We start from the raw sequence: 15,709 nt of genomic DNA, 5'->3' as shown, positions 1-15,709 counted from the left end.
CCGAAACAAGAAACAAACGAGCAGGGAGAACGATTGATATGAGCAGCACAGACACCATCGCCACGACTGCGAGCGACCCGACAGCGGTTGTCGCGACCGCGCAGTTCCTTACCCCCGTCGTACTCGGCCTTCAGGGGCTGACCATCAACGCCAAGCAGGCGCACTGGCACGTGCGTGGCTCGAACTTCGTCGGCGTCCACGAGTTGCTGGACACCATCGCAGGCAACGCCGGCGAGTTCGCCGACGCGGCAGCGGAACGCATCGTCGCCCTCGGCCTCCCGCTCGACGCCCGCGTCAGCGCGGTCGCCGAGAAGAGCTCCGGGACAAGCGTCCCGGCCGGCTTCGCGAACTCAGACGACCTCGTGCACGCGGTGATCGCAGACATCGACAGGCTCCTCGCCGACGTCCGCGCAGCGGTCGATGGCCTCGACGGCATCGACCTGACCAGTCAGGACGTCGCGATCGAGATCCAGCGAGGTCTCGACAAGGACCGCTGGTTCCTCGTGTCTCACATCGCAGCCTGACCGACCTGCCAAAGCGGCGCCTCTCACCGGTCCGGTGAGAGGCGCCGCGCGCACTACGTGGTGCAGTCGGACAACACGGGCTAATCGAGGATCGCGGTGACTTCGAGCTCAACGAGAACGTCCGGCTCGAAGAGGTAGTCGACCCCGATCAGGGACGCGGGCGGCAGGGGCTGAGGCAGCTTCAGCTCCTCAGCGACCCGAGCGATCCCGTCCATGAAAGGTGCGATCTTCTCGGGCTCCCATTCGGTGACGTAGAAGGTCAACCGAAGCGCATCGTCGAAGGATGCACCCGCGCCTGCGAGCGCACGAGCTGTGTTGCGGAGAACCTCCGCGACCTGACCCGCGAGATCGTTGATCGCGATGGGCTTTCCTTCCGCACTACGGGCGACCTGGCCGCTGATATGCACGTGACGCGTGCCGGTGCCAATGGCGACGTGATCATACGGCGTTCCTGGCTGGAGACCGGCAGGACTGAAGCGTGTGACTGGCATAGAAGGTCCTCTTCGTTGGTGGTTTACTATTGATACTTGGTAGTTGAAGGACACTTCAAGGAGACCTGGTTTCATGGCCGATACCGACGCCGTATGCGAAAGCGAGCTGCGTATCGCGACGCCGCATCGCGAGCTGCTCGACCAGGTGCTCGACAAGTGGTCACTCAGCGTGCTCAACGAACTGTGCGAGCGACCCTGTCGGTTCAACGAGTTACGGCGTGCGATTCCGGGAGTGACGCAGAAGTCCCTCACGGCGACGTTGCGTCGGCTGGAGCGAAACGGAGTCGTGCAACGCCGAGTCATCAGCACGCGGCCGGTGGCCGTCGAGTACGGGATCACCGCCTTGGGCAAAACGTTGCGCGGGCCGATTGACGCGCTCGTCGCCTGGGCAGATGAGCAACTGCCGAACATTGAACGCGCACGCATCGCCTTCGACGAAGACGAACAGTAGACGTCGGGACATCTTTCCCCTCGCGACCAAGCAAGAGCGCGGCTCAGCTCTCTGTCGGATGTTCAGGCTTTGCGCCTTCTCTGTCTCCCATGACGGCGTCCACCATGCCCATCGTCGCGTCGAACTGCGTCATGACCAGCGCCGCTGTGCTCGCGAAGCCGCACGCGAGAAGGATGAGCAGCGAGGGGACGAACTCAGTCGGATCGGGCACCCAGCCTCCCAATGTCCATGGCAGGACCATGGCGATGACGATGCCGGCGCTCGAGAGCCATTCGTTCACGAATAGAGCGCGTGAGGAGCCGGACCCGCCCCTCGCGAGGATACGACGTCCTGTTTCCACTGTCATCGCTACCAGGAGGATGCCGAGGACGATGAAGCTCAGCGCGCCCCAGAGCGGATCAAGCGACGCGAGCACGAGCGGAACAAGGAGCGGAATGGAGTAGGCGGTGAAGACCCAGCGGACCGACGAACGGAGATACCGGTCCGCAGCCTCCGACGCTGCGAGTCGGCGGTGCATCTCCGAGTCGATGTAGAAGAACACGCCCACGATGAACGTGCCGAGCATCGTTCCCGATACTCCGGCGAGCCCCAAGAGGAAGTCATCATCCGTACCTGACATCGTCTGCGTCCCTTCTTCCCTGGGCACCTGTGAAGCGGGCAATCCATGCGGTCGCAGGATTTCGTGCCAGATCGGCGAGGCTTCCTCGCTGCGTGATGCGCCCTGCCTCAAGGACGATCACCTCGTCAGCGAGCACCTCGACGTCTTCACGGTCATGTGTGACGAGGATCGTCGGACCGGCGAACTGGCGGAGACGCAGACCGAGGTCGGCACGCACTTCATCCCGGAACTCCACGTCCAGCGCCGCGAGCGGCTCGTCGAGGAGCAGTGCCTTCGGCTCGGATGCGAGGGCACGGGCTAGCGCTACACGCTGAGCTTGCCCGCCGGAGAGTGCACTGGGGTATCTCTCTGCCAGGTCCGCCATTCCGAAGCGAGACAGCCAGGGGTCTGCGCTGCGCCGGGCGGCGGACCAACGCCCACCGCGGACTTTGGCTGAGAAGGCGACGTTCTCGCGCACCGTGAGGTGAGGGAAGAGGAGCAGGTCTTGGAACATGACGCCGATCCTTCGCTGGTCAGCAGGAAGACCGGCCAGATCCTTGTCCCCCAGTCGAATCGTGCCGTGGGACTCGGTGAAGCCTGCGATCGCCGCGATGGCGCTGGACTTTCCGGCACCGTTCGGTCCGACGACGGCGAGCACACTTCCGGGATCCGCTTTCAGCTCCACGACTACGTCGAAGGCGGGGCGTGGGATACGTGCGGAGACGGTGAGCTCGAAGGTCATGCGGTGCCTGGCAGCCATCGGTCGCGGAGTGCGAGGAGCACACCCAGTGATACCGCGAGCAGGACGAGTGCGAGGGCGATCGCGGTGTCGGGGTCCGAGTTCATCGCGAGGTACGACGCGATCGGGAGTGTGCGCGTCACGCCGGGGAAGGAGCCGGCGAACGTGATAGTCGCGCCGAACTCGCCGAGCGCGCGGGCGAAGCACAGCACGGCGCCCGCGGCGATTCCAGGCGCGGTCAGCGGAACCGTCACGAGGCGGAAGATCTGCCACGGGCTGGCGCCCAGGGAGGCGGCGGCTAGTTCGCTGCGGCGGTCCGCTGATCGCAGCGCGCCTTCGACGGCGAAGACGAGGAAGGGCATCGCGACGAAGGTTTGCGCGAGCACAACGGCACCGGTGGTGAAAGGAATAGTGATGCCGACCTGCGTGAGCCATTGCCCGAGGATGCCTCGCCGTCCCAGCAGGAGAAGCAACGCAATGCCGCCGACAACGGGAGGCAGTACCAGCGGGATAGTGATCGCCGCCCGCAAGAGGCGGCGCGGCAGGACCTTCCAGTGAACGGAATGGCTCAGCAGGACGGCTAGCGGGATACCGAGGATGAGACTCAGGCCGGTAGATAACGTCGCTGTGAGTAACGAGAGCCCGAGCGCCTGCAGTACCTCTTGCCGAACGAAGAGTTCGCCCAGCTGGCCCCATGGTGCACGCAGGATGAGTCCGAGCAGCGGGAGAACGAGCAGCGCGAGACCGATCACCCCGAGGGCGAGGATGACCGGCTGCCGGCGTTCACGGGGCCGCGAAGCCTGCATGCTCGAAGACCTGACGTGCCTCATCGGAGCGGAGGTAGTCGATGAACGCCTGTCCTGCGTCGGGGTTCGGTGCCTCGGCAAGAAGGGCGACCGGATAGTTGTTGATCACCTGCTGCGCCTCAGGCACATCGATGCCTTCCACCGCGCTCCCTGCTGCGACGACGTCGGTCACGTAGACCAGTGCGGCGTCGGCCTCACCCAGAGAGACTTTCGTCAGTGCGGCACGCACGTCCTCCTCAAGTGTGTCCGGTTGGGCCTGAACACCAGCAAGGTCGAGCAGGGACTGCGCTGCGGCTCCACACGGCACCGCGGTGTCGCACAATGCGATTGTCAGCTCAGGCCGTGCGAAGTCGGCGAGACCGGTGATCCCTGCAGGGTTCCCGGCGGGAACCGCGATCTGCAGCGTGTTCGTGACGAGCACTTCCGGATCGGCGGCCAGGCCTGCGTCGACAACAGACTGCATCGTCGCCTCATTCGCTGAGAAGAACACGTCCACCGGGGCACCGGAGACGATCTGCTCGGCGAGCGCCGACGATCCGCCATAGCTGGCGACCACGTCGACATCTGCGTTCGCGTCCTCGAACCTCTCGGCGAGGACGTCGATCACGTCGGTCAAGGAGGCTGCGGCCAACACTGTCACCGTTCCGGAGGTCATGTCGTCCTTGCTTGCCCCGACATCCGATTCGTCGCTTCCCGTGCCGGGCGATGAGCATCCAGCGAGCAGAAGGAGCGCTGCGGCTGCCGCAAGGAGGGAGGGGGCACGCACGACAGGAACTCCTCTGAAAGACGGTCGGTCAGGCGAACGAAGTTGCCGACCTGTCTCAAGCCTCCCGTAGCCGAGGTCGTGAGAATGGCCTGCGACTGCTGGGCTTTGTCTGCTCTCTGCTGTCTCGCCGCTTCCGACCTCACCCGCTGGGACCGGCTCCCTAGCCTGAAGGCATGCCGGTCAATCCGCTCTCTCCGACCTTTCAGAGGCAGCGCGTCCTCACGGGCTTCGGCGTTCCCGCTCAGGAGCGTCTTTCGAGAGCGCATGTGCTCGTGATCGGCGCGGGTGGGCTGGCCAGCACCCTGTTGCCGGTCCTTGCTGCCGCAGGCGTCGGCAGCCTCACGATCGTCGATGACGACACTGTCGCCGAATCGAACCTGCACCGGCAGACGATGCACACGCCCGGCGACATCGGTCGCAGCAAAGCGGTCTCAGCCACCATAAGGCTCGCGTCGCTCGCTCCTGATGCTGAGCTCCGCGCCGTCGAGGGGCGTTTCGACGCCGTGACAGCCGAGGGTCTGCTGCACGGTGTGGACGTGCTCGTCGATGCCAGCGACAACCCGGCAACAGTGATGCTGGCAGACCGTGTTGCTGCCGAACGCGGCATTCCGCTCGTGTGGGGGTCAGCACTGGGGTACGCCGGCCAAGCAGGCGTGGCATGGGATGCCAGAGGCACCGACTACCGCGACTTGTTCCCGCATGGTCCGGACTCCAGTGCGGACACCTGCGACATGATCGGCGTGCTGCCGAGCGTATGCGCCGTCATCGGGGCGTTCATGGCGACCGAGGCACTCAAGCTCCTCACCGGCATCGGAGAGCCGTTGATCGGCCGGGTCGCCGCGTACGACGCACGCACCGGCCGCACCCGCGAGATCGCCTACCGGCGCGACGAGTCCGCCCGTGCCGCAGCGCAGAACATCGAGACCACTCCGCTGTCATCCGACGATCAGAACGCCGTCTCGCCCGAGGAACTGCGCGACCTGCTCACAGCTTCCTTCCCGCCGCTGCTGATCGACGTACGCGAACCGTGGGAGGCCGACATCGCAGCGATCCCGGGAAACGTGCTGATCCCCTTGACCGAACTCCCTCGCCGGGCACCAGAACTCGACACCGGTCACCCCATCGTGCTGTACTGCCACCGCGGCACACGCTCACGCCAAGCGCTCGATCAGCTCCTCCAACTCGGATTCTCCGATGTGCGGCACCTCACCGGAGGCATCGATGCCTGGGCTGTCCGCATCGACCCCACGGCGAGCAGGTACTGACATGCCCCGCACATCGGTCGCTGAGCACACGGCCCGAGTCCGCACCCTCCTGAACGCCGTGAGCCAGCGCCCCGTCGAGCAGGTCGCCCTGTCTGACGCGCTAGATCGGGTGCTTGCCCACCCCATACGGACTCCGATAGATCTGCCCCCGTTCCGGAACTCACAGATGGACGGCTTCGCCGTCCGTACGGTTGACCTCGCGCGGACGCCAAGCAGTCTGCCGCTGCGCGGTGCGATCCCCGCTGCTCCTGGCACACCTGGGCCGCTTCGCCCTGGCCATACCGTCCGGGTCATGACCGGTGCGCCGATCCCCGACGACGCCGATGCGGTCGTCCCTGTCGAACACGCCACCGTCCAGGGAACGACAGTGACGTTCACGCGGAAGCCGGACGTCGGAGAGTTCGTGCGTGAAGCCGGCTCTGACCTCGCGGTCGGTGAGCCTCTGTTGTCTGATGGATTCCGGCTCGCTCCTCGCCACCTGGCGGCGCTCGCAGCTGCGGGAGTGGCGTCCGTCCCCGTTCGCTCACAGGTACGTGTCGCAGTGATCTCGACCGGAAGCGAGCTGGCCGCTCCCGGTGAGCTTCTGGCTCCCGGCCAGATCTACGACGCCAACGGCCCCGCACTCGCCGCAGCGGTACGAACCGCCGACGCCCTCTTGGTCGATGAGCATCGTGTCGTCGATGACACGGCCGCGTTCGCGCGCGCTCTCGACGCGTCGTGTGCGGCGGGAGCCGAGATCTTGCTCACCAGCGGGGGCATCTCGGCAGGCAACTACGAAGTCGTGAGGGAGCTTCTGGAGCCGCTCGGGGCGCACGTCGATACTCTCGCGATGCAGCCGGGCGGCCCCCAAGCCACTGCCATCTACAAAGGCGTTCCCATGGTGTGCTTCCCAGGCAATCCCGTGTCCGCGCAGCTGTCGTTCATGCTCTTCATCGAGCCGGTCCTCCGTGAGGCAGCAGGACTGCACGCGCGACAGCCCGAGCCGCGGACCCTGGCCGAGCCCCTCACCTCTGTCGCCGGGAAACGGCAGTTCCGCCGTGGTGTGGGGTTGCCTGGAGGCCGGGTGGCACCGGTTGGCGGCCCTTCCTCGCACCTTGTCGCCGCCATGGCGGCATCCGACATGCTCATCGATGTCCCGATCGATGCCGTCACCCTCGACATCGGGACACGCGTGGAGACCTGGAATCTATGAACGAACTGCCGCACCTCGACGATCACGGCCGATCGCGGATGATCGACATCGGCGGGAAGGCGATCACTCGGCGCACGGCGATCGCGACCGGCCGCCTCGACACGACACCGGCGGTGCTGGAACTGCTCGCCGCCAACCAGCTGCGCAAAGCAGACGCGCTCCCGACAGCGCGGGTCGCGGGCATCCAGGGCGCCAAGCGCACCAGCGAACTTGTACCCCTCGCGCACACATTGCCCCTGGAGTCCGTCACCGTGGACTTCGAGCTCAGCACCTCATCGGTGGAGATCCGGGCCACGGTCGCAGCGACGGCGAAGACTGGGGCCGAGATGGAAGCCCTCACCGCCGTCGCCATCGCCGGTCTCGCTCTGCACGACATGATCAAGTCCGTCGATCCGGCCGCCGTGCTCGGAGACATCCACCTCATCGAGAAGACCGGAGGAAAGCGCGGGCACTGGGTTGCAGGCGCATCCGTGCCCGCAGACCACGGACAGGCGGTCGTGATCGTCTCCTCAACGAGCACCGCGGCCGGTACGCGCGAGGATCTCACCGGTCCGGCAATCGCAGGCTGGCTTCGCGACCACGGGTATCAGCCAGACGAGCCCGTCGTTGTCGCTGACGCGGATATCTATCAGGCGCTCACGGATGCTCTCACCAGCGAGCCGGTATTGATCGTCACGACCGGCGGCACCGGGGTGCATCCCGAGGACCGCACCCCCGAGGCGACGAGCGCGGTGATCGAGAGAGCACTTCCCGGCATCGCCGAGGCCATCCGTGCAGCGGGCCGCGCGGCGACGCCGACAGCCTCGCTCAGCAGGGCGCTTGCAGGGATCGCCGGACGCACGATCGTCATCAACCTGCCTGGATCGCCACGCGGCGTGGAAGACGGCCTCATCGCACTGGAGCCGCTCTTGCCACACCTGCACGACCAGCTGGCCGGCGGCGGACATGCCTGACCCGATCGGTTTCGTCACCGCTGCTCCGCTGGACAAGACGCAGCTGGAAACACGGATACGCAGTAGGAAGAACGGGGCGGTGGTCACCTTCGAAGGCATCGTGCGCGACCATGATCACGGAGAGGACGTCGGCTCTCTCGACTACGAGGCGCACCCCGACGCGGAACGAATCCTCATCGACGTGTGCACGAGGATCGCTCAAACCACGGACTGCGATGTCGTCGCCGCTCACCGCATCGGTCACCTCGAGATCGGCGACGTCGCACTGGTCACGGTCGTCGCCGCCCCGCACCGGGCAGAGGCGTTCGCCGTCTGCGGGAACCTCGTCGACGCGATCAAGGCAGAGGTTCCGATCTGGAAGCACCAGCACTTCACCGACGGCAGATCGGAGTGGGTGGGGTTGTAGATACACCGCACGACCTAGCGAACCCGCCGGGTGAACGATGGTGCAATCACCGAGGAAAGAGGCGCCAGATGACTGGCATTGAGACTGAAGCACACAACTTTCATGGCAACCGACTTCCCCCGTCAGAAGCCGCCCGCGTCGCACCCACCGATGCGGCCGCTCGGACCGTTCTTGCGAGCCTCTGATGTCGTTGCTGCGTGGTGGTGATGCGTTCCCCGCCCTCGAGCTGGTCGAGGTGGAAGGCACACGCCGAACGATCCCGGCCGTATTCGCCGGGCAGTACGGCGTGGTTCTCTTCTCTCGCGGGGCAGGCTGCCGGCCTTGCGTGGAGCAGCTGCGTGCGTTCCAGCGCGGCCTACGACGCTTGTCCGCCGCGGGTATCGCTGTCGTCGCGGTGACTGCGGACGAGGAGCCGATAACCGCGGAGCTCGTGGCGCGCTATGGGCTGACTTTTCCGATCGGACACAGCACCGATGTGGGGCAGATCGCGGCCGCGACCGGAGCGTTCGTCACCGTGGACCCGCCGCAGTTGCAGACGACCGGATTCGTGCTGGATCCCGATGGGACGGTCGTGATCAGCGTGTACTCCTGCGGAACGTTGGGACAACTCGTTCCCGACGATGTCCTCGAACTCATCCGGGAGTTGCCTCAGCATGCGGATGCGAATCGGAAGCGGGCAGACCGATGAAAACCATCGATGCCATCTCGAGAGCGCGGATGCAGACCGCTGCGAGAGCAGTCGGCAAGGATGTGCGCAACCAGAACAGGATGCAGACACATCCTCTCTTGATCGTTCCGCCGGAGAAGCGACGTTGACCTCGTCTCCGAACGCCTCAGGTGCCACTGGGACAGCCGTCTGGGAGGAGCTCGCTCAGGAGGTCCTCAGCAGAAACCCACGCGGCCGGATACTCGTCGCCATCGACGGCGTGGACGCTGCAGCCCGCATGCACTTCGCCGACGCCCTGGCGGCAGCGCTGCGTGCAGTGGGACGTCACGCGACTCGTCTCAGCGCGGCCCCGTTCACGGACGATGACGCCGTCCGAACCATACTGCGCATGTTCCGCCACAACGGACCTGAGAGCGAGCTCGCTGCCGCGCCTGAGGACAGGATGCTGATTGTCGACGGTTGGTCACTGCTGCGCTCTAGCCTGCGCTCGGCGTGGCACTTCACCGTCTTCCTCGACGGCGGTGAGCCGGCGCACCCAGACACCCATGAACGGCATCTCCGCTACATGCGCGAGGACATTCCACGCGAATCATCCGATGCCGTGTACGAGGTGAGCGACAGCATGCATCCCCAACGCTTGTACTTCGATTCCTGCTGAGACAAGGATCTGGGCAGCACCGCGGTCGTCTCACGTAAGAGGATGGCAGCGCAGGAGACGAATGCAGTTCACGACACGTGGACCCCCGCGGTGGATCGGACCTCAGCCGCTTGTGGTTTGGCTCAGCCGCCGGAGAACGGGGGCAGCACGTCCACCTGCGCGGAGACCGGTCGCGCGGGATCGCGTGAGGCGATGCCGTCGACGAGGAATGTCCCCTTTGCGATCACCGGCTCGAGTGCCGGGTGAGCTGTGAGGAGCGCGTCCTTCGCCTCTCCGAGGGTCGTCGCCTCGACGTGCTCTTCTTCGCAGCCAGCCGCTTCAGCGGCGGCTGCGAAGTATCGGACGAGTATGCGTGACATCGTCAGCCTCCGATCGCTCCCATGGAACGGGCCGGTCGACGAAAGCTCTTCTCTTCCATCCCGTGCCCAGCCTGTTTGTCCCACATCGTCGCCCGCCAGGCGTCGGCGATAGCGGCATCGTCTGCTCCACTTCGCAGCATCGTGCGCAGGTCTGTCTCGTCGTCTCCGAACAGACAGGAATGTACCGAGCCTTCGGCTGTCAGCCTGGTTCGGTCGCACGCGTCGCAGAAGCTGCGTGTGACGGACCCGATGATGCCGACGGTGGCCGGGCCTCCGTCGACGAGCCACTCCTCTGCGGGAGCGGACGGGTCTTCACGCCCGGCCGGGGTCAGCCGGTATCGGCGTCCGAGCACAGACAGAAGTTCTTCGGCGGAGACGAGGTGGTCTCTGCGCCATGTCTGATCTGCATCCAGCGGCATCTGTTCGATGAACCGCAACCGCACGCCGTTGGCAAGCGCCCACGCCAGCAGGTCGGGCGCATCCGCGAGGGTCTCGCGCAGCGCCACCGCGTTGATCTTGATCGGGCTGAGCCCTGCGTGCTGTGCCGCCTCGATCCCCCTGAGCACGGCAGGCAGGCGATCGCGTCGGGTGACAGCGGCGAAATGCTCGCGGTCGATCGTGTCCAGCGACACGTTGATCCGCGTCAGTCCAGCCTCCACAAGCTGCGGCGCCTTGCGGTCGAGGCCGATCCCATTGGTCGTCATCGACACCGGCAGGCCGGGCACGGCTGTCGTCGTCTGGCGCACGATCTCGACCAGATCAGGTCGCGTAAGCGGCTCGCCGCCGGTAAAGCGCACCTCACGGACTCCGAGATCGTGGACGGCTATGGTGACCAGACGCGCGATCTCTTCCGGAGTCAGCAACTCCCCGCGAGGGACGATGGGCAGGCCTTCCGCCGGCATGCAGTATGTGCAACGCAGTGAGCAGGCGCTTGTGATCGATACGCGCAGGTCTCGCGCGATGCGCCCGAACCTGTCCACGAGAAACGGTGTCTCGGGTCGGCCGACCGTCGAGCGCGCGCGATGGCGAACGGTCGGCATGCCGAGCGCAGCAGGGCACATGGTCACAGACTTCTTCTCGATGCTTGCGGGGGGGGCGAGGTCGCCCGGTGGGGCGTCCTGTTCCACAGTGTGGTCGGCACAGTGGCCCGTTTTCACGCCGGGGACTCATCACCTGCAGTCATGGGCAAGTTCCGCGCAGGACCAGGCGATCAGCGAGAGAGCTCCCGCAATATCGTCGGTGGTGTACAGCCAGAGAAGACGGAAGGGGCGATGTATGTCGTTCACTACTCGCGGATTCGCGGGACGCCGGCGTGGACCCGATGATCAGCTCCCTCCGGGACAGACGCTGTTCGACAACTGGCCGGTGCTCACCGCCGGTCCCACCCCCTATGTCGATACCGAGACGTGGGATTTCGCCATCCTCGATGAAACCGGTACCGAGCATCACTGGAACTGGGAGCAGTTCCTGGCGCTCGGTGCCGAGGACATCACGGTCGACATCCACTGCGTCACGCACTGGTCCAAGCTCGACATGGCCTGGCGCGGGGTGAGCCTGGACAAGCTGTTCGAGAACGTCGAGACATCCCATGACTACGTCATGGCGCACTCCTACGGCGGCTACACCACGAATGTGCCGCTTGAGGATCTCCTGGATGGCAAGGCCTGGATCGCGACCGAGGCCGAAGGCGCACCGCTCGACGCAGAACACGGCGGGCCGGCACGTCTCCTGATCCCGCATCTGTACTTCTGGAAGAGCGCGAAGTGGGTCCGGGCATTGACGATGATGCCGACGAACGACCCTGGGTTCTGGGAGCAGAGCGGCTATCACATCTACGGTGATCCGTGGAAGGAAGAACGCTACTGGTGATGGAGCAGACCCGGCTCGCTCCGCTTCGCCCCCGCGTGAGGCCGTCGTGGTTCGTCGCCACGGTTTCGGAGGTGCGTCCAGAGACGCCGACTGCGGTTCGGCTGGTGCTCGATGTCCCGGGGTGGCCGGGGAGCGAGGCGGGCAGCCATCTCGATCTGCGACTGACCGCTCCGGACGGCTACCAGGCGACACGTTCGTATTCGATCGCATCCTCCGAGACGGGCGGAACGATCGTCCTTGCGGTCGATGAGCTGCCCGATGGCGAGGTGTCTCCGTTCCTCGTCCGTGAACTGCGCGTCGGTGACCAGCTCGAGGTCCACGGACCGCTGGGATCGTTCTTCCTCTGGCGCCCGGGACAGAGCCAGCGCCCCGTGCAGCTCATCGCCGGCGGGTCAGGTGTCGTGCCCCTCTACGCGATGGCGGCGTCTCATGCGGCCGCATCCGATCCCGTTCCGTTCCGGCTGCTGTACTCGGTGCGCACCCCGGAGGACGTCTACTTCCACCAGGAGTTCCTCGAGCTGTCGGACGGGTCGTTCGCGATCGACCTCGTGTACACGCGACGAGCGCCAGCTGGGTGGCAAGATCCGGTCGGACGGCTCACAGAGTCGACTATCGCGGCGCGGACGCTCCCTCCGGAAGACCGCCCACGCATTTTCGTGTGCGGTTCGACAGGCTTCGTCGAAGCCGTCGCGCCGTGGCTCGTGAAGCTCGGCCATGCGCCGCAAGACATCCTCACCGAACGATTCGGAGGCCTATGATGACCAGCCACCTCGACGGGAACATCCTCGCCGGGACTCTCGCGGATTTTCTCGTGCCCGATGCAACGATGATCGAAGGACGGTGCGGAGGCTGCGGGCGCGTCGCGCCCCTTGGCGAGGCAATCGTGTATCCGGACGCCCCGGGGCTGGTCGTACGCTGCAAGACGTGCAGCCACGTGCTGGCGACGATCATCGACGCCGGTGAACGCCTCTTCCTCAGCTTCGCGGGGATGACCGCGTTCGCGATGAGGCGGGATCAGGCTGAGGAGTCGGTCTCAGTCGCGTAGGCCCTGAGCTGTGCGATAGCCATGTCGAGAGCGGCACGCATCGGATAAACATCTCGACTCGCCTTCGCCAGAAGATAACCTCCCTGCAGTGCCGATAGCAGCCCAATGGCAAGCGCTCGCGAGTCCGCATCGCTGCGCAACACGCTGCGTGTCTTCAGCCTCTCCACGGCATCGATCAGCATCTCCAGCCAATCATCGAAGTGGGCAGCGATCGCCCGGCGGGCATCCTCATTGTGGTCTGCGATCTCGTTCGCCAGAGACCCGAGCGGGCACCCGTACGCGCCGTCGCGTAGCGCGTTGCGTTCGACGAGTTCATCCCGCCACAGCTCGAACCCGCGTAGGGATTCCACGCGTCGAAGGCGCCGGCGCTGCTGCGTCAGGACGTCCTCCGCCCGGGTCTCGATGACTTCCTTCACGAGTGCGTCCTTGTCGGCGAAGTGCTGATAAACCTGAGACTTCGATGTCGCGCTGGCGGCTCGGACGTCGGCGAGGGTCGTCGCCGCAACGCCTCGCTCATACATCAACTGGTTCGCTGCGTCGACGATACGCGCCCTCGTTGCCGCCCCTTTCGGCGTCAACCGGCGCGCACTCGTTCCGTCGGCAGTCACGCCTCCAGGGTAGTCTCCTCCGTCCGCAGGACTCGAAGTCGTCCGTCACGCGATGCCAGCCCGGCCGGCCCAGTGAAGTCCAGCGGAGCGGGACGCTCGCATCTCACACCTTCACAATAATGGACCTCGGAGTCCTTATCCAAGTCGATCCGAAACACCTATGGCGATCCAAGCGTCCTGCTTTTCAGACCTGCGACACCTCTCGTCAATCGACGTCCCGTGTCGGCGGCGCTCGAAAACTGGACAGTTGCGGCGCTTGAAAAGTGAACACTCGACGATTGGAGTGTGATCACTTTGGAGGACTGGGCACTGATTCGCCGGCTTGCCGGGGAGGGTGTGGCGAAGGCGCAGATCGCGACGAGGTTGGGGATCTCGCGGACGACGGTGTATGCCGCGTTGGCGTCGGATTCCCCGCCGAAGTATGAGCGGACGGCGGCGGTGACGTCGTTCACGCCGTTCGAAGCGCGGGTGAAGGAACTGCTGCGGGAGACGCCCGAGATGCCGGCGACGGTGCTGGCCGAGCGGGTGGGCTGGACGGGCTCGATCCGCTGGTTCCGGGACAACGTGAAACGGTTGCGGCCCGAGCAGCGGCGCATCGATCCCGCGGACCGGTTGATCTGGGAACCGGGCGATGCGGCGCAGTGTGATCTCTGGTTCCCGCCGAGGAAGATCCCGCTCGAGGACGGGACAGTGAAGCTGTTGCCGGTGCTGGTGATCACGCCCGCGCACTCCAGGTTCACCGTCGGGCGGATGATCCCGACCCGCAAGACGGAGGATCTGCTGCTGGGGTCCTGGGAGCTGTTGCAGCAGATCGGCGCAGTCCCGCGGAGGTTCATCTGGGACAACGAGCCCGGGATCGGGCGCGGACCACGGCGGGCGGAAGGTGTTGCGTCGTTCATGGGAACGTTGGCGGCGAAGCTGGTGCTGTTGCCTCCCCGGGATCCGGAGTCCAAGGGGATCGTCGAGCGGCGCAATGGCTGGTTCGAGACCTCGTTCATGCCGGGCCGCTCGTTCGCCTCTCCGGGAGACTTCAACGAGCAGTTCACCGACTGGTTGCAGATCGCCAACGCGCGCACGGTCCGCACCTTGAAGGCGTCGCCGGAGCAGCGCATCAACGCGGACCGGGCTGCGATGCTGCCGCTGCCGCCGGTCCCGTTGCACCTGGGCTGGCGGAACAGGGTCCGGTTGGGGCGGGACTACTACGTCCGCGTCGACACGAACGACTACTCCGTCGACCCCCGCGCGGTGGGCCGGCTGGTCGATGTCGCAGCTGATCTGGACCGGGTCAGGGTCAGGGCCGATGGCCGCCTGGTCGCCGAGCACACGCGGGTTTGGGCGCGCGGGATGACGATCACCGACCCGGCTCACTTAGAGACCGCGAAGGTGCTGCGAGAGCAGTTCCGCGCCCCGCGCTCGGTCGCCGCGGGTGATGATCTCGTCCGTGATCTTGCCGACTATGACCGAGCCTTCGGCATCGGAGGCGGGTTCTGATGGCGACCACCCAGACCGAGACGGTCAAGCAGCTCACCTATCTTGCCGGCTCACTGAAGGCGCCGCGCATCCTCGAAGCCGCAGGCCGGCTCGCGGAGCAGGCGAGGGCCGCGGGCTGGTCTTTTGAGGATTACCTCGCCGCGGTGCTCGAACGCGAAGTGAGCGCCCGCAACGCTTCCGGCGCCCGCCTGCGGATCCGCGCGGCCGGGTTTCCCGCGGTCAAGACCATCGAGGACTTCGACTGGGACCAGCAGTCCGCCGTCCGACAGCAGGTCGCGAGCCTGGCCTCAGGGGCGTTCCTCCTCGAGGCCCGCAACGTGGTTCTTCTCGGGCCTCCCGGCACCGGGAAGACGCATTTGGCCACCGCGTTGGGCGTCATCGCCGCCCATCAAGGCCAGCGGGTTCTGTTCGCCACCGCCACCGAATGGGTCACCCGCCTGTCCGACGCCCACCGGCAAGGCCGCCTGCCGCAGGAACTGGCCCGGCTGCGCCGTTACGGGCTGATCATCGTCGACGAGGTCGGCTACCTCCCGTTCGAGCAGGACTCCGCGAACCTGTTCTTCCAGCTCGTGTCATCCCGCTACGAGCACGCCTCGCTCGTGCTCACCTCGAACCTGCCGTTCTCCGGCTGGGGCACAGTGTTCGGCGACCAAGTCGTCGCCGCCGCGATGATCGACCGCATCGTTCACCACGCCGAGGTAATCACCCTCAAAGGCGCCAGCTACCGGCTCCGAGGCCGCGGCATCGACAGCCTCCCCAGCACCCGCACCGACATCACCGACCCAGCTGACTAAACTGCCAGCAACCGTTCACAATTCGAA

The 15,709-nt window shown here is 65.8% G+C and carries 21 protein-coding genes; 13 read left to right on the top strand and 8 right to left on the bottom strand.

What is annotated here, in order from left to right; genetic code table 11:
- The first annotated feature begins 38 nt into the window (after positions 1–38).
- A complete protein-coding gene (locus HWX58_RS10365; RefSeq protein ID WP_020622157.1) occupies positions 39–524 on the top strand; it encodes a Dps family protein in 486 nt (161 codons plus the stop codon).
- A gap of 80 nt (positions 525–604) precedes the next feature.
- Here the strand turns inward: HWX58_RS10365 and HWX58_RS10360 are convergent, their stop codons facing one another.
- Entirely contained in the window at positions 605–1,015 is a 411-nt protein-coding gene (locus HWX58_RS10360) for a RidA family protein (RefSeq protein ID WP_043276424.1), read from the bottom strand.
- Between the two features lie 73 nt (positions 1,016–1,088).
- Here HWX58_RS10360 and HWX58_RS10355 point away from each other — a divergent pair, with 73 nt between their 5' ends.
- On the top strand, positions 1,089–1,466 hold the full coding sequence (locus HWX58_RS10355) for a winged helix-turn-helix transcriptional regulator (protein ID WP_020622155.1): 378 nt from the start codon (positions 1,089–1,091) through the stop codon (positions 1,464–1,466).
- Between the two features lie 43 nt (positions 1,467–1,509).
- On the opposite strand, the gene HWX58_RS10350 is transcribed toward HWX58_RS10355, so the two are convergent.
- From HWX58_RS10350 to modA, 4 genes are read right to left on the bottom strand one after another with little or no spacing between them, the layout of a single operon-like run.
- Positions 1,510–2,085 carry a hypothetical protein gene (locus HWX58_RS10350; protein ID WP_024357654.1) on the bottom strand — a complete coding sequence of 192 codons (576 nt, stop codon included), beginning with the start codon at positions 2,083–2,085 and terminating at the stop codon, positions 1,510–1,512.
- Positions 2,069–2,824 (bottom strand): ABC transporter ATP-binding protein, encoded by a 756-nt coding sequence (locus tag HWX58_RS10345; RefSeq protein WP_051050021.1) that lies wholly within the window; start codon positions 2,822–2,824, stop codon positions 2,069–2,071. Before HWX58_RS10345 ends, HWX58_RS10350 begins: the two co-directional genes overlap by 17 nt.
- The gene (locus HWX58_RS10340) at positions 2,803–3,609 is read right to left on the bottom strand and encodes an ABC transporter permease (protein WP_020622152.1); all 807 of its coding nucleotides are present in this window, start codon (positions 3,607–3,609) and stop codon (positions 2,803–2,805) included. The genes HWX58_RS10345 and HWX58_RS10340 overlap by 22 nt, the downstream gene beginning before the upstream one ends.
- Positions 3,587–4,264, bottom strand: coding sequence for a molybdate ABC transporter substrate-binding protein (modA, locus tag HWX58_RS10335; protein ID WP_020622151.1), 678 nt, complete (start codon positions 4,262–4,264; stop codon positions 3,587–3,589). The genes HWX58_RS10340 and modA overlap by 23 nt, the downstream gene beginning before the upstream one ends.
- 284 nt (positions 4,265–4,548) lie before the next feature.
- Here modA and HWX58_RS10330 point away from each other — a divergent pair, with 284 nt between their 5' ends.
- From HWX58_RS10330 to HWX58_RS10305, 6 genes are all read left to right on the top strand, one after another.
- A complete protein-coding gene (locus HWX58_RS10330; RefSeq protein ID WP_070709080.1) occupies positions 4,549–5,640 on the top strand; it encodes a ThiF family adenylyltransferase in 1,092 nt (363 codons plus the stop codon).
- Positions 5,570–6,832: a molybdopterin molybdotransferase MoeA gene (locus tag HWX58_RS10325; RefSeq protein WP_308302087.1), complete on the top strand. Its 1,263-nt coding sequence runs from the start codon at positions 5,570–5,572 to the stop codon at positions 6,830–6,832. The genes HWX58_RS10330 and HWX58_RS10325 overlap by 71 nt, the downstream gene beginning before the upstream one ends.
- Complete coding sequence (moaCB, locus tag HWX58_RS10320) at positions 6,829–7,785, top strand: bifunctional molybdenum cofactor biosynthesis protein MoaC/MoaB (RefSeq protein ID WP_043282516.1); 957 nt, start codon at positions 6,829–6,831, stop codon at positions 7,783–7,785. The genes HWX58_RS10325 and moaCB overlap by 4 nt, the downstream gene beginning before the upstream one ends.
- Positions 7,778–8,191: a molybdenum cofactor biosynthesis protein MoaE gene (locus HWX58_RS10315; RefSeq protein WP_020628091.1), complete on the top strand. Its 414-nt coding sequence runs from the start codon at positions 7,778–7,780 to the stop codon at positions 8,189–8,191. The genes moaCB and HWX58_RS10315 overlap by 8 nt, the downstream gene beginning before the upstream one ends.
- 184 nt (positions 8,192–8,375) lie before the next feature.
- Positions 8,376–8,879 (top strand): redoxin domain-containing protein, encoded by a 504-nt coding sequence (locus tag HWX58_RS10310; RefSeq protein WP_175987532.1) that lies wholly within the window; start codon positions 8,376–8,378, stop codon positions 8,877–8,879.
- 367 nt (positions 8,880–9,246) lie between these two features.
- Positions 9,247–9,516, top strand: a complete 270-nt coding sequence (locus HWX58_RS10305) for a nucleoside/nucleotide kinase family protein (protein ID WP_136940210.1) — start codon at positions 9,247–9,249, stop codon at positions 9,514–9,516.
- A 122-nt stretch (positions 9,517–9,638) separates the two neighbouring features.
- Here the strand turns inward: HWX58_RS10305 and HWX58_RS10300 are convergent, their stop codons facing one another.
- Positions 9,639–9,875, bottom strand: a complete 237-nt coding sequence (locus HWX58_RS10300; protein ID WP_020625377.1) for a MoaD/ThiS family protein — start codon at positions 9,873–9,875, stop codon at positions 9,639–9,641.
- 2 nt (positions 9,876–9,877) lie between these two features.
- Positions 9,878–10,936: a GTP 3',8-cyclase MoaA gene (gene moaA, locus HWX58_RS10295; protein ID WP_175987561.1), complete on the bottom strand. Its 1,059-nt coding sequence runs from the start codon at positions 10,934–10,936 to the stop codon at positions 9,878–9,880.
- 214 nt (positions 10,937–11,150) lie between these two features.
- On the opposite strand from moaA, the gene HWX58_RS10290 reads away from it, so the two are divergent.
- From HWX58_RS10290 to HWX58_RS10280, 3 genes are read left to right on the top strand one after another with little or no spacing between them, the layout of a single operon-like run.
- Positions 11,151–11,744: a molybdopterin-dependent oxidoreductase gene (locus tag HWX58_RS10290; protein WP_067115756.1), complete on the top strand. Its 594-nt coding sequence runs from the start codon at positions 11,151–11,153 to the stop codon at positions 11,742–11,744.
- Positions 11,744–12,502 carry a ferredoxin reductase gene (locus HWX58_RS10285; RefSeq protein WP_043279907.1) on the top strand — a complete coding sequence of 253 codons (759 nt, stop codon included), beginning with the start codon at positions 11,744–11,746 and terminating at the stop codon, positions 12,500–12,502. Before HWX58_RS10290 ends, HWX58_RS10285 begins: the two co-directional genes overlap by 1 nt.
- Positions 12,502–12,789 carry a DUF6510 family protein gene (locus HWX58_RS10280; RefSeq protein WP_043279909.1) on the top strand — a complete coding sequence of 96 codons (288 nt, stop codon included), beginning with the start codon at positions 12,502–12,504 and terminating at the stop codon, positions 12,787–12,789. Before HWX58_RS10285 ends, HWX58_RS10280 begins: the two co-directional genes overlap by 1 nt.
- On the opposite strand, the gene HWX58_RS10275 is transcribed toward HWX58_RS10280, so the two are convergent.
- Positions 12,759–13,397, bottom strand: a complete 639-nt coding sequence (locus HWX58_RS10275) for a TetR/AcrR family transcriptional regulator (protein ID WP_043279902.1) — start codon at positions 13,395–13,397, stop codon at positions 12,759–12,761. The genes HWX58_RS10280 and HWX58_RS10275 overlap by 31 nt on opposite strands.
- 285 nt (positions 13,398–13,682) lie before the next feature.
- Between HWX58_RS10275 and istA the strand changes: the two genes are divergently transcribed.
- Positions 13,683–14,888 carry an IS21 family transposase gene (istA, locus tag HWX58_RS10270; RefSeq protein WP_071644251.1) on the top strand — a complete coding sequence of 402 codons (1,206 nt, stop codon included), beginning with the start codon at positions 13,683–13,685 and terminating at the stop codon, positions 14,886–14,888.
- Complete coding sequence (istB, locus tag HWX58_RS10265; RefSeq protein WP_071644253.1) at positions 14,888–15,682, top strand: IS21-like element helper ATPase IstB; 795 nt, start codon at positions 14,888–14,890, stop codon at positions 15,680–15,682. Before istA ends, istB begins: the two co-directional genes overlap by 1 nt.
- Positions 15,683–15,709 lie beyond the last annotated feature (27 nt).

Source organism: Microbacterium tenebrionis (genome assembly GCF_903645325.1).
GTDB lineage: Bacteria > Actinomycetota > Actinomycetes > Actinomycetales > Microbacteriaceae > Microbacterium > Microbacterium tenebrionis.
This window is presented reverse-complemented; position numbering and strand designations above follow the sequence as displayed.

Excerpts from the sequence above, each read along its gene's own strand:
- HWX58_RS10365 (WP_020622157.1), top strand. The coding sequence starts at position 39 with ATGAGCAGCACAGACACCATCGCCACGACTGCGAGCGACCCGACAGCG.
- HWX58_RS10360 (WP_043276424.1), bottom strand. The coding sequence starts at position 1,015 with ATGCCAGTCACACGCTTCAGTCCTGCCGGTCTCCAGCCAGGAACGCCG.
- HWX58_RS10355 (WP_020622155.1), top strand. The coding sequence starts at position 1,089 with ATGGCCGATACCGACGCCGTATGCGAAAGCGAGCTGCGTATCGCGACG.
- HWX58_RS10350 (WP_024357654.1), bottom strand. The coding sequence starts at position 2,085 with ATGTCAGGTACGGATGATGACTTCCTCTTGGGGCTCGCCGGAGTATCG.
- HWX58_RS10345 (WP_051050021.1), bottom strand. The coding sequence starts at position 2,824 with ATGGCTGCCAGGCACCGCATGACCTTCGAGCTCACCGTCTCCGCACGT.
- HWX58_RS10340 (WP_020622152.1), bottom strand. The coding sequence starts at position 3,609 with ATGCAGGCTTCGCGGCCCCGTGAACGCCGGCAGCCGGTCATCCTCGCC.
- modA (WP_020622151.1), bottom strand. The coding sequence starts at position 4,264 with ATGACCTCCGGAACGGTGACAGTGTTGGCCGCAGCCTCCTTGACCGAC.
- HWX58_RS10330 (WP_070709080.1), top strand. The coding sequence starts at position 4,549 with ATGCCGGTCAATCCGCTCTCTCCGACCTTTCAGAGGCAGCGCGTCCTC.
- HWX58_RS10325 (WP_308302087.1), top strand. The coding sequence starts at position 5,570 with ATGTGCGGCACCTCACCGGAGGCATCGATGCCTGGGCTGTCCGCATCG.
- moaCB (WP_043282516.1), top strand. The coding sequence starts at position 6,829 with ATGAACGAACTGCCGCACCTCGACGATCACGGCCGATCGCGGATGATC.
- HWX58_RS10315 (WP_020628091.1), top strand. The coding sequence starts at position 7,778 with ATGCCTGACCCGATCGGTTTCGTCACCGCTGCTCCGCTGGACAAGACG.
- HWX58_RS10310 (WP_175987532.1), top strand. The coding sequence starts at position 8,376 with ATGTCGTTGCTGCGTGGTGGTGATGCGTTCCCCGCCCTCGAGCTGGTC.
- HWX58_RS10305 (WP_136940210.1), top strand. The coding sequence starts at position 9,247 with ATGTTCCGCCACAACGGACCTGAGAGCGAGCTCGCTGCCGCGCCTGAG.
- HWX58_RS10300 (WP_020625377.1), bottom strand. The coding sequence starts at position 9,875 with ATGTCACGCATACTCGTCCGATACTTCGCAGCCGCCGCTGAAGCGGCT.
- moaA (WP_175987561.1), bottom strand. The coding sequence starts at position 10,936 with ATGTGCCCTGCTGCGCTCGGCATGCCGACCGTTCGCCATCGCGCGCGC.
- HWX58_RS10290 (WP_067115756.1), top strand. The coding sequence starts at position 11,151 with ATGTCGTTCACTACTCGCGGATTCGCGGGACGCCGGCGTGGACCCGAT.
- HWX58_RS10285 (WP_043279907.1), top strand. The coding sequence starts at position 11,744 with ATGGAGCAGACCCGGCTCGCTCCGCTTCGCCCCCGCGTGAGGCCGTCG.
- HWX58_RS10280 (WP_043279909.1), top strand. The coding sequence starts at position 12,502 with ATGACCAGCCACCTCGACGGGAACATCCTCGCCGGGACTCTCGCGGAT.
- istB (WP_071644253.1), top strand. The coding sequence starts at position 14,888 with ATGGCGACCACCCAGACCGAGACGGTCAAGCAGCTCACCTATCTTGCC.